A 15,095-nucleotide genomic window follows, 5' to 3' on the forward strand; every position below is an offset into this window, starting at 1 on the left:
GGCAGATAATATGTACGAAAATCTTTTACCACGTTTTTTAAAATATGTGAAAACTGAAACACGCTCAGATGCAACAAGTACAGCAACACCTTCAACAGCTACGCAAATTGCTTTTGCACAAGAACTCAAAAAAGAATTAGAAGAACTAGGCCTATCTGATGTTTTTTACAATGAGGAAAATGGATTTGTAATGGGAACTTTACCCAGTAATGTAGATTATCCTGTTCGTTCAATAGGCTTTATTTCCCACATGGATACGGCAGATTTCAATGCAGTTGGTGTTAATCCACAAATCATTGAAAATTATGATGGTGAGTCAACGATCGTTTTGGACGAAGCAGGACAATACACGTTGAATACCAAAGATTTTCCCAACTTGAAAAATTATGAAGGACAGACATTGATTACAACAGACGGCAGTACATTGCTTGGTGCGGATGATAAAGCAGGGATTGCTGAAATCATGACAGCTATGGAAATCTTGCTTAAAAATCCGACGATTCCACATGGCGAAATCAAAGTAGCATTTGGTCCTGACGAAGAAATTGGTGTCGGCGCAGATAAGTTTGATGTTGATCAGTTTAATGTAGATTTTGCTTATACGATTGACGGAGGTCCATTGGGGGAATTGCAATATGAAACATTTAGTGCAGCTCAAGCGAACCTAACGATTTTTGGAAAAAATGTTCACCCTGGAACAGCGAAAGATACAATGATCAATGCTTTACAATTAGCTATTGATTTTCACAACCAGCTTCCTGCAGATGAAGTTCCTGAAAAAACAGATGGTTATGAAGGTTTCTTCCACTTAATGGCACTAACTGGTAACCCAGAAGAAGCTACAATGAGTTATATTATCCGCGACCACAATCGTGAAAAATTTGAAGCACGTAAAGCTTTGATTTCAAGCATTCAAGAAAAAATGAATCAAGCATTTGATCAAGAACGAATCAAGGTGGACATGTTTGATCAATACTACAATATGAAAGAAATCATCGAAAAAGATATGAGTATTGTTGAACTAGCTAAACAAGCAATGTTGGATTTAGACATCAAGCCTGTGATTGAACCCGTTCGTGGTGGAACAGATGGCTCAAAAATTTCTTATATGGGTATCCCAACACCAAATATTTTTGCCGGTGGCGAAAATATGCACGGACGTTTCGAATTTGTTTCGTTACAAGTGATGGAAAAAGCAACTGATGTAATTGTAAAAATTGCTGAGTTAAATACAAAAAAGTAACAAACAATTTTTGATATCAATTGAAGACATCAAAAATTTTTTTAAAAGGTTGAGACAAGTGAGTGAATCATTTGTCCCAACCTTTTTTGTGTGCTGTTGAAGCTACCTTATTCAAGTTTGTTAATAAAAGTCACATCAACAATCGCAATTTTTTTCATTTTTGGCAAAAAAAAGTAAAATAGAGTAGAAGGTGGGGATAACTATGAAAAATTTACTAGTTTTTTATAACAAAAGTTCAGGAAAAGATGAAGGAGAGGAGTTGGCTAAATGGTTTCAACAATATGCGAAGAACAAACAGCCCGATTTAGACGTTCGGTTAACTCAAACTGGACCTGAAATTCGTGATGAAACATTGATTGAAAAAGCTGAATCTTTTGATGCAGATACATTGGTTATCATTGGTGGTGACGGAACGATTCATCATATTGTTAAAGCTTTTAAAAAAACAATCGGAAATTATCATATTGGTTTGTTACCAGGAGGAACGGTGAACAATCTCGCTCGCGTATTAGAAATTCCTTTAGAAAAAGAAGTAGCTGCTGATGTCATTTTAGCAGCACAGACGAGAGCTATAGATTACGGAACGGTCAACGATTCAGTCATTATCTCAACGTTAACAGTTGGCTTATTAGCTGATACAGCAATGCGTGTGAGCCAAGAAGAAAAGCAAAAATTTGGGCCGTGGGCATTTGCTAAACGATTCATTAAACTGGTCGTGCAAAAACGTCGCTACCGTTTAAAAATCCAAACAGATGACAAAAAATGGGAACAAAAAGCGCAACTACTAACGGTTACCATGACGAACTCAGTAGGTGGATATACAAATTTTGATGATTTAGCAAGCCCTGATGATGGGAAATTTCACGTGACGATCATTCCTAAATTGAATTTCTTTTCTTACATCTTTTATTTACCACGGATTATTCGAGGAAAATTCTACACTGTTCCGGGAATTGATTATTACACAACGAGTGAATTACAGCTTGACAGTGAAAAGAAAGTAGGCACGCGAACAGATGGAGACACGACAGATGATTTACCAATTAAGATGACAGTGGTACCAAAAGGGTTGACTGTTTATGTACCAATCAATAAATAGCCTTTACATTCAATAGTAGTTTAGGGTAATCTTAAAAAGTACGATTTGAAAAGGAGAAAAGATGGAAGTTTTGATACACAACCCTTTATGGTTCTATTTGATTATTGTTAATTTGTATTTGTTTTGTTTGATGGGCTATGATAAACACCAAGCAAGAGTTGGCGCATGGCGCGTTCCTGAAAGCAATTTGATTTTTGTTAGCCTGCTTGGTGGTGGATTGGGAGGATTGATTGCTCGTAAAGTTTTTCGCCATAAGACATTAAAGAAAAAATTCACGATTGGCTTTACTGCAGGTGTGATTGTTGATGTAATTTTGATTTATTTTTTCCATTAAGGAGTAACGGATGTCGAATAAACGAACAAAAACGAAATTATTTTTAAACTTACTATTATTATTATTGATTCTTGGCATCATCTACTATTTGATTCAACATTCATTAGCAGACATTTTAGCAGAATTATTATCAACAAGTTTTGTTGTATTACTTGGTGTTCTTTTGTTGGGAACAATTTACCAGATAGCGGAAGGTCGTTCCATTAAAGAAATTGCGAGGCCTTTTGCTCCAGAGTTTTCAACGAAGGATGGTTTTTGGACTTCCTGCTACGTGGCATTTTATCGAATTGTTTCTTTTGGTACAGGAACCTTGATTTCTGAAGTCTATTTTTATAACAAAAAAGGGATGCGGTTTTCGCAAGGGGTAGGGGTAACAGCTTTACACATGATTATGTACAAGATGGCAGTCATCACCTACGCAGTAATCGGCTTATTGATCCAATTTTCATTGTTTTATACGAAAGCACCAAAAATGATCCCTTTTATTTTAGCAGGAATCATTTTAACAATTGTTATTGTGAGTGCTTTGTTAGTTTTATCAATAAGTCTCAATGTCCAAGTATTGTTTGTAAAACTAGCTAATCGACTGTGTAAACGAAACAAGACACGAGCATTAGTTGATAATTGGAATATCCAGATTTATTCGTTACGCGAAACAGTTCAAACAATCGTAAAAGATCGGACAGCATTGGGCTGGATTTATTTTTGGAATTTAGTTAAGTTACTCTTTTGGTACATTATTCCTTATTTGACTCTAGTTGAGAATCACCCATCAGTGGACTTTTTACTCACATTTTCTTTTGTTAGTTTTTCTGTAGTCTTAGCAGGAGTCTTGCCAACTCCAGGTGGGATTGGTTCATTTGAATTTGTGTATTTGTTATTATTCCGTCCACTTGTTGGAACCGTTGATGCGGTATCTTCGTTATTGTTGTATCGCTTTAGTTCATTTGTATTACCATTTATCTATGGCATGTTCTACGTTCTAGTTGAACGACGAGCAGTCATCAAACAAGAAATTAATGAGGTTAGACGAAAAAAAGTCAGTGAGTCTAGCCGAGAAGAAATATAAAAAGTCTAAAGGTAGAGAACCTGTTTCAGTTGTTCTTTTACTTTTAGATTTTTTTTTGAAAAGTCAGAGTTTATTCTTTGACCAATGTTGACCAAAAGGGTATAATGTTTGTTGTAGGATTGATAAGTAAGAAACAATTATCCTTGAACTTTCAATATAGGAGGTAGTTTATATGAATATTGAAAAAATGACAACTACGCTTCAAGAAGCGATTGCAGAAGCACAGCAAGTTGCTGTGACGCGAAAACATCAAGAAATTGATATTGCGCATCTTTGGAAGATCTTTTTACAACCAAGTCATTTTGGACGGAATTTCTATACGGATGCGGGAGTTGACGTTGATCAATTTGAACGCGAAGTTGACCGCTTATTAGATGAATATCCAAGTGTTTCAGGTGGGAATATTCAGTATGGTCAAAATTTAAGTCAAAATTTATTTAGCTTGTTAAATGAAGCAGACCAATTAAAAGAAAGCTTTGGAGATGAATTTCTATCAACAGAAATCGTTATCCTAGCATTGATGAAATTAAAACATTATCCTTTAACAACTTATTTAGTTAAACAAGGAATCACAGAAAAAGAACTTCGGAAAAACATTGAAGACATGCGAGGAGGGGAAAAAGTGACCTCAAAAAATCAAGAAGAACAATACAAAGCATTAGAAAAGTACGGTGTGGACTTAGTACAACAAGTCCGTAGTGGCAAAATGGATCCAATCATCGGACGTGATGAAGAAATTCGAGATGTGATCCGAATTCTTTCGCGAAAAACAAAGAATAACCCCGTTTTGATTGGGGAGCCTGGGGTTGGTAAAACTGCGATCGTCGAAGGCTTAGCACAACGAATCGTTCGTAAAGATGTTCCAGAAAACTTGAAAGATAAAACCATTTTTTCATTAGATATGGGCGCATTGATTGCAGGAGCAAAATTCCGCGGTGAATTTGAAGAACGATTGAAAGCTGTTTTGAAAGAAGTAACAAAAAGTGAAGGCAGAATCATCCTATTTATTGATGAAATTCATAACATTGTAGGGGCTGGTAAAACAGAAGGCAGTATGGACGCTGGAAACTTACTAAAACCAATGCTTGCTCGTGGTGAACTACATTTGATCGGCGCAACAACTTTAGATGAATATCGTCAATATATGGAAAAAGATAAAGCTTTGGAACGTCGTTTCCAAAAAGTGTTGGTGAAAGAACCAACTGTTGAAGACACCATTAGTATTTTACGTGGTTTAAAAGAACGATTTGAAATACACCATGGGGTCAATATCCATGACAATGCTCTGGTTGCAGCTGCTACTTTATCGGATCGTTATATAACAGATCGTTTTTTACCAGATAAAGCAATCGATTTAATTGATGAAGCAAGTGCTACGATTCGTGTTGAAATGAACTCAATGCCTACGGAACTTGACCAAGTCACTCGTCGATTAATGCAATTAGAAATCGAAGAGGCAGCTTTGAAAAAAGAATCAGATGATGCAAGTAAAAAACGTTTGAAAAATCTTCAAGAAGAACTAGCGGACTTACGTGAAGAAGCAAATGCGATGAAGATGCAATGGGAAACAGAAAAAGAAGAAGTAAATACTGTTTCAACAAAGCGTGCGGAAATCGACAAAGCCAAACACGAATTAGAAGATGCAGAAAATAATTATGATTTAGAACGTGCGGCTGTCTTACGTCATGGAACAATTCCTCAACTAGAAAAAGAATTAAAAGAACTAGAAGCTAAAGCTAAAAATGATGATATCAAAATGGTTCAAGAATCCGTGACTGAAAATGAAATCGCACAAGTGGTTGGTCGGTTGACAGGTATTCCAGTAACCAAATTGGTTGAAGGTGAACGTGAAAAACTAATCAAACTAAATGAAACATTGCATAAACGTGTGATTGGTCAAGATGAAGCAGTGGATGCTGTAAGTGATGCAGTTATTCGTTCACGTGCTGGATTGCAAGATCCAAATCGTCCACTTGGCTCGTTCTTATTTTTAGGACCAACTGGGGTAGGTAAGACCGAATTAGCTAAAGCACTGGCAGAAAACTTGTTTGATTCCGAAGACCATATGGTTCGAATCGATATGAGTGAATATATGGAAAAACATTCTGTGTCACGATTAGTCGGAGCGCCTCCAGGTTATGTTGGCTATGAAGAGGGCGGTCAATTAACTGAAGCCGTTCGTCGCAATCCATATACGATTGTTTTACTTGATGAAATCGAAAAAGCACATCCGGATGTCTTTAATATTTTATTACAAGTGCTAGATGATGGGCGCTTAACAGATTCCAAAGGGCGAGTGGTTGACTTTAAAAATACCGTGTTGATTATGACAAGTAACATTGGTTCACAACTATTGTTAGAAGGTGTGACAGCGGAAGGCACGATTCCAGAAGCAGTGGAAGAACAAGTACGCACGATTTTGCGTGGAAACTTTAAACCAGAGTTCTTGAACAGAATTGACGATACGATTCTATTCACACCATTAAGTTTGGAAAATGTTAAAGGAATCGTCAATAAAATGGTTGCTCAATTAGCTCGTCGTTTAGAACATCAAGAAATTCAGTTAGAGATTAGCGAAGCCGCAAGAACATGGATTGCCGAAACGGCATATGAACCAGCTTATGGTGCACGTCCATTGAAACGTTTTATCACAAAAGAAGTGGAAACACCTTTAGCAAAAGAAATCGTTGCTGGTCATGTTTTACCAAAATCAAAAGTAACGATTGACTTTCTTGCTGGAAAACTTCACTTTTCAACAGAAGAATTGCCAGAAGAAGAATAAATGGATGAAATAAAAACACTTCAATCATTTCGATTGAAGTGTTTTTATTATGGTATCAGCGCAAGTAAACAAGGGTTATTTCTTTACTTTTTCTAAACGATAACTTTTGAAGTAAGCTAAATTCTTTCGGCTGTTTGCCCAAGCAAAGATTCCCATGAATAGGGCGCCCATTGTATTCGTAAATAAATCGCCCATTGTGTCCATCAAAGCAGCTCGCCCGATAAATAACGTTCCGTTAGAAGCGGCAAATCGTTGTAAATTCATTCCTAAGAATTGATCACAAAGAAACTCCCAGAATTCCCAAAAAACACCACAGGTTCCAGCAAAAGCAAAACCAAATAATAGAAATAACCAAGGACTAGTTTTTTCAATCGTCGCGTCTTTCATTAAATAACCAATCAAACCATAACCTAATGCTGTTAGAACCATTGGGCTAACAGCATGAAGGATTTTGTCCCAAAAGGGAATGATGCTGATCAAATGCAACCCTGTGCCTAAAAAGACAGAAATGAAAAGAAAAAACCAATAAAACAAAACAATCGCAGCAGGGATTTTTATTTTAACTAGTTTGAAAATAATCTGTGGTAGGAAAATCAAGACGATACCAGCTAAAGATTCGACAATGAAGGTGATTCCTTGGGTAGTAGAATATTTTTGCGTAACAAATTCAAAAATATTGTAACTAACAACAAAAACTCCAAAAGCTAGTAGAGCAATTTGCACTTTTTTTAACTCATTAATAATCATTGTGAGACCTCCTCAGTTAAGTACTCTTTAATTTTTTCCAATAATTCGGTTTCTGAAGCGACCACTTCACCATTTAATTTGATTAAGCCGACGGTATAAAGGTTCAGATAATGAAATTGGTTTTCTGCAACTTCTTGTAAAGCAGCAATTTTTTTAGGATGTGTTCCACCTTGTTGACGGGTATCTGTATATAGACCAATCACGGGAATTCCTTTTGCATAAGCAACACCAATTTCAGATGCCACTCCAGCATCAATCGTTAATCCATCAAGTAATGCAACCATCAACTGACTTTCCAAAACTTTTTCAGTATCTGCCAATGCAATCATTTGACTATTGGCATAAGCTGTTTTATCGTTGATTGCTTCATTTTCTTGTGGTAAATAAACAGCAATTTTTGGTGAAATCTCGCGAATTTGAGCAACAAGATTAGCGTTGTATAAAAGGTCGCTTTTAGCGAACATAGGTCCAGCAAAATAAATGTTCATTGTTTATCATCCTTAATTTTAGATTTTAGAAATAATCACTAAAGTAAGCTTCGGTATCTGGAATGATCCGCTCAAGTGATCGTAAAGTTTCTTTGTCAGTTGTGATTCGTTCGATTCGAGAAAGGTACGCAGCTCGGCGGTAATTCATCATCAAACAAGTTAACGTTTGGATATCTAGGTAAACAGCTTCACCAATAGGTTCATCAAGAACCTGTACTTGATCTTCGTCATCCCAAATCAAGCCAAAGATACCATTGTTCCAAGGTGCAATCGGATCTGTCAAAACAAAATGGAAAGGTTTGGCCGTGCTAGCAAAAGGAAATGCTTGCAAGAATTCTTTGACATCCACGATTCTTGCCATAAAATAGGGTTCGATTTGTTCCGTAATTTGACTATCTTCAAGTAAAAAGGCCAGTGGCTCGTTTTTATAAATATCACCTTTAACCCAATAAATCATGGAAAAATGTGCAGAAATAAAATTCCATAAGCCGTTGCGTGCTTCTTGATTCAAGTAAAACATTTCTTTTACATGGAATACTTCTTCTGCTACCCAGTAAAACAAGACACCAAGAGGTTCTTGATTGGCACCATAGTAAACAGCAGCAGTTCGTTCTTCTTCATTTTCAAAGCGCCAATATTCTTCCCAATGAAAACCACTGCGAAAAAGGGCACCGTGATTTTGACGTGCAAATTTTTCATAGACGGCATAAACATCTTCATGATCAACTGGTAAACGTTCAATCATTCCGTTAACGGGTACTTGTTTAGGCAATTGGGTATCACGTATTTTAAAGGAAAGTTTATCGGACATGATTTCCCAACCTTTACGACGATAGTACGGAATATTATAAGGGTAAAGATAAGAAATCCATTGTTTCTTTTTTCTCATATTATCTAAAGCAACGACAATCAAGTCTTGCATTAACCCATGGTTCGCATACTCTGGATACGTACCGACTCCTGTGACACCACCCATCAAATAAGGTGTACCATGAATGTTGACTTCACATGGATAGATAGCGATTTGTGAAATTAATTGGTTGTCATAAAACCAACCAAATACTTCTGATAGTTCTAAGATAGGGCGTTTTGATTTGATAAATTCTCGTTTACTTTCAAAACCACTTTCCTCGATATCAGATTCTGTCACTTGAAAAACGTAAGACAATAGTTCGTTAAATTGATCTACGTTTTCTTCTGTAACTGGTTTTAATTCAAGATTTTCTCTGAAATCTTTTTGATCCATTCTTTCATCTCCAATTATTTGATTGTTATAAGTATAACAAAAGTTAGGGAAAAAAACTTCTAAACGCTCACTAATGAAAAAGGCTTTAAATTCCTGTATTTCGTTGGTATAATGGAAAGTGCTGATTAAATGAAAAGAGGAGACGCTATGGATATAAATAAAATGAAGCAACGCCAAGAGCAAATTCGTAATTTCTCGATTATTGCTCACATCGACCATGGAAAATCAACGTTGGCCGATCGTATTTTAGAAATGACGCACACTGTGACGTCTCGTGAAATGCAAGATCAGCTGTTAGACTCAATGGATCTCGAACGTGAACGTGGTATCACGATAAAACTAAATGCTGTTGAATTAAACTATACAGCAAAAAATGGCGAGACGTATATTTTCCACTTAATTGATACACCTGGACACGTCGATTTCACTTATGAAGTTTCACGTAGCTTAGCTGCATGTGAAGGGGCAGTTTTGGTTGTAGATGCAGCGCAAGGAATCGAAGCACAAACATTAGCCAATGTTTATTTAGCTTTAGATAACGATTTAGAAATTTTACCAGTCATTAATAAAATTGATTTACCTGCGGCAGATCCAGAACGTGTGCGTAAAGAAATCGAAGACGTGATCGGTATTGATGCTAGCGAAGCTGTACTTGCTAGTGCGAAGGCTGGAATTGGGATTGAAGATATTCTTGAACAAATCGTAGAATATGTTCCTGCACCAACTGGTGACTTAGATGCGCCACTGAAAGCATTGATTTTTGACTCTGTTTACGACAGTTATCGTGGTGTCGTTCTAAATGTCCGAATCACTGACGGGGTAGTAAAACCTGGTGACAAAATTCAAATGATGAGTAACGGCAAAACTTTTGATGTCACAGAAGTCGGCGTGTTTTCACCAAAAGCAGTTGCCAGAGATTATTTGATGGTAGGGGATGTAGGCTATATTACTGCCAGCATCAAAACTGTACAAGATACACGAGTTGGGGATACCGTTACGCTTGCCGACAATCCGGCTGAAGAAGCTCTCCCTGGTTATCGTAAAATGAATCCAATGGTTTATTGCGGTTTGTATCCGATTGAAACTTCTCGTTATAATGATTTACGTGAGGCTTTGGAAAAATTACAATTAAATGATGCTGCGTTACAATTCGAACCAGAAACGTCACAAGCACTTGGATTTGGTTTCCGTTGTGGGTTCTTAGGATTGTTACACATGGATGTGGTGCAAGAACGTTTGGAACGTGAATTTAATTTAGAATTGATTACAACAGCTCCTTCAGTAATCTATCATGTAAATAAAACCGATGGGTCAACAATCGTAGTAGACAATCCAGCTGATTTCCCGGAACCTGTCACAATCCAAGATGTTGAAGAACCTTTTGTAAAAGCACAAATCATGGTTCCAAACGAATTTGTTGGTGCAGTTATGGAATTGTCTCAGCGTAAACGTGGTGAGTTTATTACAATGGATTATCTTGATGATTATCGTGTGAATGTTGTCTATAACATCCCATTGTCTGAAATTGTTTTTGATTTCTTTGATAAATTAAAATCAAGTACAAAAGGTTACGCATCACTGGATTACGAAATGTCAGGCTATCAAAAGAGCAAGCTAGTGAAAATGGATATCTTGTTGAATGGTGAGAAGGTTGACGCACTTGGATTCATAGTTCACCGAGATTTTGCTTATGAACGTGGAAAAGCGATTGTTGAAAAACTGAAGAAACTGATTCCAAGACAACAATTCGAAGTTCCAATCCAAGCTGCAATTGGCCAAAAAATCGTGGCTCGCTCAGACATCAAAGCCTTGCGTAAAAATGTTTTGGCTAAATGTTATGGTGGAGATGTTTCACGTAAGCGTAAGCTTCTTGAAAAACAAAAAGAAGGTAAGAAACGAATGAAACAAATCGGTAGTGTCGAAGTCCCTCAGGAAGCCTTCATGGCTGTTCTGAAAATGGATGAGGATGAGCCGAAGAAATAGCAAGGGTTTCATCATTTTTGATGGTTCAAAAGATCGTGAAATTAAAAAATATTCGCCCTATGTTCGCCCAAGTTTTTGTTTGGGCGAACATAGGGCGTTTTAGTCCATAGATCTTTTTAAACGTTGGGCGAAAATATCTACAGCTTCATTTCTCATTTTCTTTGTAACGTGAACATATTTATCCATAGTGGTTGAGATGCGTGAATGTCCCAGACGTTCTTGAACAATTTTCGGTTTTACACCATCTTCTAACAACATAGTTGCGTGTGTATGACGCAGTGAGTGGAAATTAAACTCTATGTTCAAATCTTTCTTTATTTTACTTGCAGACCACTTAATAGAATTTGGCGTTACTGGTTCGCCGTTTTCTTTTGTGCATACAAAATTACTTTCATAGTAATGATTTCCGTATCTTAATCTATTTTCCATCTGTCTTTTTTTTGCTTTTTTTAGTTCGTCAACGAGCATATCGTCAATGCTAATGGTGCGATAGCTTGCTTGTGTTTTAGGTGTGCCAATTTGAATCCCATTTTTATCTTGTAGCATAATACGCTCGACTGTTAAAGTGTGTTCGCTAAATGAAATATCATCCCATGTTAAACCACAAACTTCACCACGTCTTAATCCTGTGTGAAAAGCAATGATCAAGGGCATATGAAAAGAATTAGCAGGAGGGACAGCTTCCAATATTTTGATGTATTGATCCATGGTAATGATTTTCATATCATCTCTAGATTGCCTAGGCTTAGATTCAAAAGAGGGCATCTCTACATAATCCATAGGGTTTCGATTTAACAATTGCCATGGGAAGACCGCACGCTTAAAAGCTCCTTTAAGTACAGTGAAAATAATTTCTACAGTATGTTTAGATAAATTTTTGCGAAATCCGTTTGGTAATTTATTGACTAGCTCTTGTAATCTAGCTGGGCCAATAGATTGTAGTTGATATTTTCCTATCTCTGGTTTTATATACTTAGTCACTACATTTTTATAATTTAATTGTGTATTATATTTGAGCTTTTTTTCTACATAATTTTCAAACCAGTAGTCAAAGTAATCAGATACACTGATATCTGTGAGATCGATTCGTCCACCACGTTTATATTCATTTAAAGCTTCTCTGAGATGCTCTTGTGCCTCTGTTTTTGTATTCCATCCGCCTCTTTGTATACGTTGGCGTTTTTCATCTACTTTAGCCATTTCTATAACATAATGCCATTTCTTGCCAATTTTTCTTACGTGTCCATTCATTATAAATGCCTCCTTAGATATGATTTGTATAGTTTATGCTGATAAGTATACGAACGTATGTTCTTTTGTGGTTAAAAAGAAAAGCCCGGAGGCTTTCCAGTTCATCAAATTTTTTTGAGCACAATCTTTTCGGTTGAATCTAATTTAGTAATAGGACTTGCAAAAAGATATTCATTAGCCATTCTTTTTTTATTAGCTGAATATTTCAAGGAATATTCAAAGGTTTGTTCAATATTAGCGTATAAGTCTGCTATTTGAGGCGCTTTATCATACGTCAGGATCCAATAATAATCATCCATGCTCAAGATCTTATCCTTCATTTCAGCATGTTGCTCATGATTGTAAAAGGATAAATATAAGGACTGACCTTTATCATAATAAGGAGGATCAAAAAAAGTAAATAATCTATCTTTGGAGTAGTCGTTTTTTAGGATAGAAACTAAGTTTGATGCATCTTCGTTGTAGAGATGTATTCTATTTTTGTGTTTAGCTATATTTTTAATTTTTTTTATTAAGTTATCTTTATTGAATCTACAGTCAATTTTATATTTTCCACTTTGTGATTTTCCGCCAATAGGTCCTCCAGAAATTATTCCACTAACATTTGTACGATTTAGAAAGAAAGTTGCGAAAGCTCCTTTCAACGATTCGGAATTTTTCCCATATTTAAGATATATTTCTTTTTGATTATGCCATTCTTTAATAGTAATTGGAGTAGCATTAACTAAGTTTACAAACTCTTCTGAATTATTAATACACATATTCCAAAAAGAATATATAGCAGGGTCAAAATCGTTTATTATAACTTCGTCAACATGATTTCCTAATAGTAATTCAATTGTTACTCCAGATCCACCTGCAAAAGGTTCACAGTATATAGGATTTTTAATGTTATTCAATTCAATAAGTTTTTTTACAAAATTCCATAATTGGCTTTTTCCACCAGGATAACGTAATGGCGATTTAGTATATGGCATCATTATCACCTCAATTATAGAGTATCATATACGAGAAATTTTGGCCATTATTATATAGAAAAACTATTTATAATTGTTAATTATTTTAGCTCTGTAAATCCATTGTTTTTTCTAATCTCATTTATATAGTTTAAAAGTTTCTTTTTGAATGGAATAAATAAATCTTGATTATCTTTTACATAATAAGTTAGATATTTATTTATTTCATTTTTATTATCAAGATACCATTTTTTAAAATTTTTAACACTTTCTTCTTTATAATTATCGGTTTCTAATGGGATTTCATAACTAACGAAAGTTTGTTTAAACATTTCTTTTGTTTTTTTGAAATTTTTAAAAAATCTATTATCACCATTCAAATTTAGTATATATTTAACAATTTCTTTTTCGAATGGCAATCCATTAAATAATGAAGGTATAGAAAGAACATATTTATAATTTCCAGTGTTCATACTCTCTGAGTCCATATCGGCATCAAAGACGACAATTGCACCGGTCTCTAACAATATTGAGGGAAAACTACGACAGAGAGTTGCAAGTAATCTGTAACTTACTCCAGGATTATCTGGTTTAACCGTGTGCGAAATAGATAATTGATTCAATAATTTTTTAGAAGAAATAATTCTTTTCAAAAGAAGGGAAGCGACATCATCTTCACATAAAATTTTAACCTTTAATAAATCGCTATCTTCATTTAAATTTGAAAGGGTTAACTCGTTGTATGCCACACTATAAGTAGGATTTTCTAAAATTGCTAGTTCATTGTCTTTTTCAAATTGTGAAGCAATAAAATTAATTAATATATCTTTATACTTTAAGTCATTTTCATGATCTAAGTATATATTTTGAATTAAGAATAGAGAATGAGTATTCAAAATAATTTTTACATTGTACTTTATAGCCCATTTATATAGAAAATTAAACAAATTGACCTGCGCAATAGGATGGAGGCTAGCTTCAAATTCATCAATAGATAGTATACCAGTTAGTTTATTTATACCATTTCGTTTATTTTTTTCATATACTCTCATAAAAGACAGTAAAACATCACAAAATGCACTTAGATTGTCTTCTCCTGAAGATATAGAATTTATATCGTAATATGATTCGTCTGGACCATAAGGATTTTTGTGAATTCCCTCATTTTTAGCGGAATATTTTGTGAACTTAGAAAATTCTGTTCTTAATAAGACTTGCTGGTATAAACTAGATATGAATTTCTTTTCCTCCTCTGTATATTCTACAGGTGATGATTTAATTTCTCCACTATCAATTAAGGGATAAAGTCTCTTCAAATTGATATACATAGAAGGAAGTGAAAAGTAGCCATCACCCTTAGCTCTTCCACTAGGAACAAGGCGATGTCGATCTTTTTGGCTAAATTTTGATTCGGGATTCCCAGGTTGAAAGTAAAGAGGGATGGGTTCCTTTAGTAAGATATTATCATCAATATTTAATTTAATATGATACACATAATCATCAGTATCTTTTTCAGAAGATAGTTTAAAGACGTCACTGAATTTTGTTTGCATAAAATTATCATAAATATCTTTTTGATCAGTCCTATATGGTTGAGCAATTAAACCCATTAAGGTAGATTTCATCGTACCGTTTCTGCCTGAAACAACAGTAATCCGTTTTCCTAGATTAAATATTTGTTTATGAAATAGTCTGAAATTTTCAATTTCAATTCCATAAATATCATTAATAATCATGTTCTTATTATTTGTTAAATTATAGTGTTTTTTCCCAAAAAAATTATAATCATTAATTGGATTTTTAGATTGCGTATGAATCACTCCTTTTTTATTTCATAATCCCTAGCGGGAATCGAAACGATAGTCGCCCATAACAAAAAGAAAAGCCCGGAGGCTGA

12 protein-coding genes are annotated in these 15,095 nt (G+C 35.1%); 6 read left to right on the plus strand and 6 right to left on the minus strand.

What is annotated here, in order from left to right:
* The first annotated feature begins 10 nt into the window (after positions 1–10).
* The 5 genes from pepT to clpB all read left to right on the plus strand — a co-directional run bounded on the left by pepT (position 11) and on the right by clpB (position 6,527).
* The gene (gene pepT / locus AC4BD1_RS05535; RefSeq protein ID WP_490485951.1) at positions 11–1,243 is read left to right on the plus strand and encodes a peptidase T; all 1,233 of its coding nucleotides are present in this window, start codon (positions 11–13) and stop codon (positions 1,241–1,243) included.
* A 202-nt stretch (positions 1,244–1,445) separates the two neighbouring features.
* Positions 1,446–2,342 carry a diacylglycerol/lipid kinase family protein gene (locus AC4BD1_RS05540; RefSeq protein ID WP_490485952.1) on the plus strand — a complete coding sequence of 299 codons (897 nt, stop codon included), beginning with the start codon at positions 1,446–1,448 and terminating at the stop codon, positions 2,340–2,342.
* Positions 2,343–2,403: 61 nt separating this feature from the next.
* Positions 2,404–2,676 carry a DUF1294 domain-containing protein gene (locus tag AC4BD1_RS05545; protein WP_490485953.1) on the plus strand — a complete coding sequence of 91 codons (273 nt, stop codon included), beginning with the start codon at positions 2,404–2,406 and terminating at the stop codon, positions 2,674–2,676.
* A gap of 10 nt (positions 2,677–2,686) precedes the next feature.
* The gene (locus AC4BD1_RS05550; protein WP_206908971.1) at positions 2,687–3,745 is read left to right on the plus strand and encodes a lysylphosphatidylglycerol synthase transmembrane domain-containing protein; all 1,059 of its coding nucleotides are present in this window, start codon (positions 2,687–2,689) and stop codon (positions 3,743–3,745) included.
* Between the two features lie 172 nt (positions 3,746–3,917).
* Positions 3,918–6,527, plus strand: coding sequence for an ATP-dependent chaperone ClpB (gene clpB / locus AC4BD1_RS05555; protein ID WP_490467194.1), 2,610 nt, complete (start codon positions 3,918–3,920; stop codon positions 6,525–6,527).
* A 75-nt stretch (positions 6,528–6,602) separates the two neighbouring features.
* On the opposite strand, the gene AC4BD1_RS05560 is transcribed toward clpB, so the two are convergent.
* Genes AC4BD1_RS05560 through AC4BD1_RS05570 form a run of 3 tightly spaced genes read right to left on the minus strand, consistent with a single transcriptional unit; the run spans position 6,603 to position 9,008 of the window.
* Positions 6,603–7,274, minus strand: coding sequence for a DUF2238 domain-containing protein (locus tag AC4BD1_RS05560; protein WP_490485954.1), 672 nt, complete (start codon positions 7,272–7,274; stop codon positions 6,603–6,605).
* Positions 7,271–7,762 carry a nucleoside 2-deoxyribosyltransferase gene (locus tag AC4BD1_RS05565; RefSeq protein ID WP_206908975.1) on the minus strand — a complete coding sequence of 164 codons (492 nt, stop codon included), beginning with the start codon at positions 7,760–7,762 and terminating at the stop codon, positions 7,271–7,273. Before AC4BD1_RS05565 ends, AC4BD1_RS05560 begins: the two co-directional genes overlap by 4 nt.
* Before the next feature lie 25 nt (positions 7,763–7,787).
* Positions 7,788–9,008 carry a GNAT family N-acetyltransferase gene (locus AC4BD1_RS05570; RefSeq protein WP_490485955.1) on the minus strand — a complete coding sequence of 407 codons (1,221 nt, stop codon included), beginning with the start codon at positions 9,006–9,008 and terminating at the stop codon, positions 7,788–7,790.
* 147 nt (positions 9,009–9,155) lie between these two features.
* Between AC4BD1_RS05570 and lepA the strand changes: the two genes are divergently transcribed.
* Positions 9,156–10,991, plus strand: a complete 1,836-nt coding sequence (gene lepA, locus AC4BD1_RS05575; RefSeq protein WP_206908979.1) for a translation elongation factor 4 — start codon at positions 9,156–9,158, stop codon at positions 10,989–10,991.
* Between the two features lie 99 nt (positions 10,992–11,090).
* Here lepA and AC4BD1_RS05580 read toward each other — a convergent pair whose 3' ends face one another.
* The 3 genes from AC4BD1_RS05580 to AC4BD1_RS05590 form a co-directional block, all read right to left on the minus strand.
* Positions 11,091–12,242, minus strand: a complete 1,152-nt coding sequence (locus tag AC4BD1_RS05580; RefSeq protein WP_490485956.1) for a site-specific integrase — start codon at positions 12,240–12,242, stop codon at positions 11,091–11,093.
* Between the two features lie 104 nt (positions 12,243–12,346).
* Positions 12,347–13,219, minus strand: coding sequence for a DNA adenine methylase (locus tag AC4BD1_RS05585; RefSeq protein ID WP_490485957.1), 873 nt, complete (start codon positions 13,217–13,219; stop codon positions 12,347–12,349).
* A gap of 80 nt (positions 13,220–13,299) precedes the next feature.
* Positions 13,300–15,018, minus strand: a complete 1,719-nt coding sequence (locus AC4BD1_RS05590; protein ID WP_490485958.1) for an AAA family ATPase — start codon at positions 15,016–15,018, stop codon at positions 13,300–13,302.
* Between the last annotated feature and the right edge of the window lie 77 nt (positions 15,019–15,095).

The organism is Enterococcus sp. DJ147D b (assembly GCF_058216655.1).

Excerpts from the sequence above, each read along its gene's own strand:
- pepT (WP_490485951.1), top strand. The coding sequence starts at position 11 with ATGTACGAAAATCTTTTACCACGTTTTTTAAAATATGTGAAAACTGAA.
- AC4BD1_RS05540 (WP_490485952.1), top strand. The coding sequence starts at position 1,446 with ATGAAAAATTTACTAGTTTTTTATAACAAAAGTTCAGGAAAAGATGAA.
- AC4BD1_RS05545 (WP_490485953.1), top strand. The coding sequence starts at position 2,404 with ATGGAAGTTTTGATACACAACCCTTTATGGTTCTATTTGATTATTGTT.
- AC4BD1_RS05550 (WP_206908971.1), top strand. The coding sequence starts at position 2,687 with ATGTCGAATAAACGAACAAAAACGAAATTATTTTTAAACTTACTATTA.
- clpB (WP_490467194.1), top strand. The coding sequence starts at position 3,918 with ATGAATATTGAAAAAATGACAACTACGCTTCAAGAAGCGATTGCAGAA.
- AC4BD1_RS05560 (WP_490485954.1), bottom strand. The coding sequence starts at position 7,274 with ATGATTATTAATGAGTTAAAAAAAGTGCAAATTGCTCTACTAGCTTTT.
- AC4BD1_RS05565 (WP_206908975.1), bottom strand. The coding sequence starts at position 7,762 with ATGAACATTTATTTTGCTGGACCTATGTTCGCTAAAAGCGACCTTTTA.
- AC4BD1_RS05570 (WP_490485955.1), bottom strand. The coding sequence starts at position 9,008 with ATGGATCAAAAAGATTTCAGAGAAAATCTTGAATTAAAACCAGTTACA.
- lepA (WP_206908979.1), top strand. The coding sequence starts at position 9,156 with ATGGATATAAATAAAATGAAGCAACGCCAAGAGCAAATTCGTAATTTC.
- AC4BD1_RS05580 (WP_490485956.1), bottom strand. The coding sequence starts at position 12,242 with ATGAATGGACACGTAAGAAAAATTGGCAAGAAATGGCATTATGTTATA.
- AC4BD1_RS05585 (WP_490485957.1), bottom strand. The coding sequence starts at position 13,219 with ATGCCATATACTAAATCGCCATTACGTTATCCTGGTGGAAAAAGCCAA.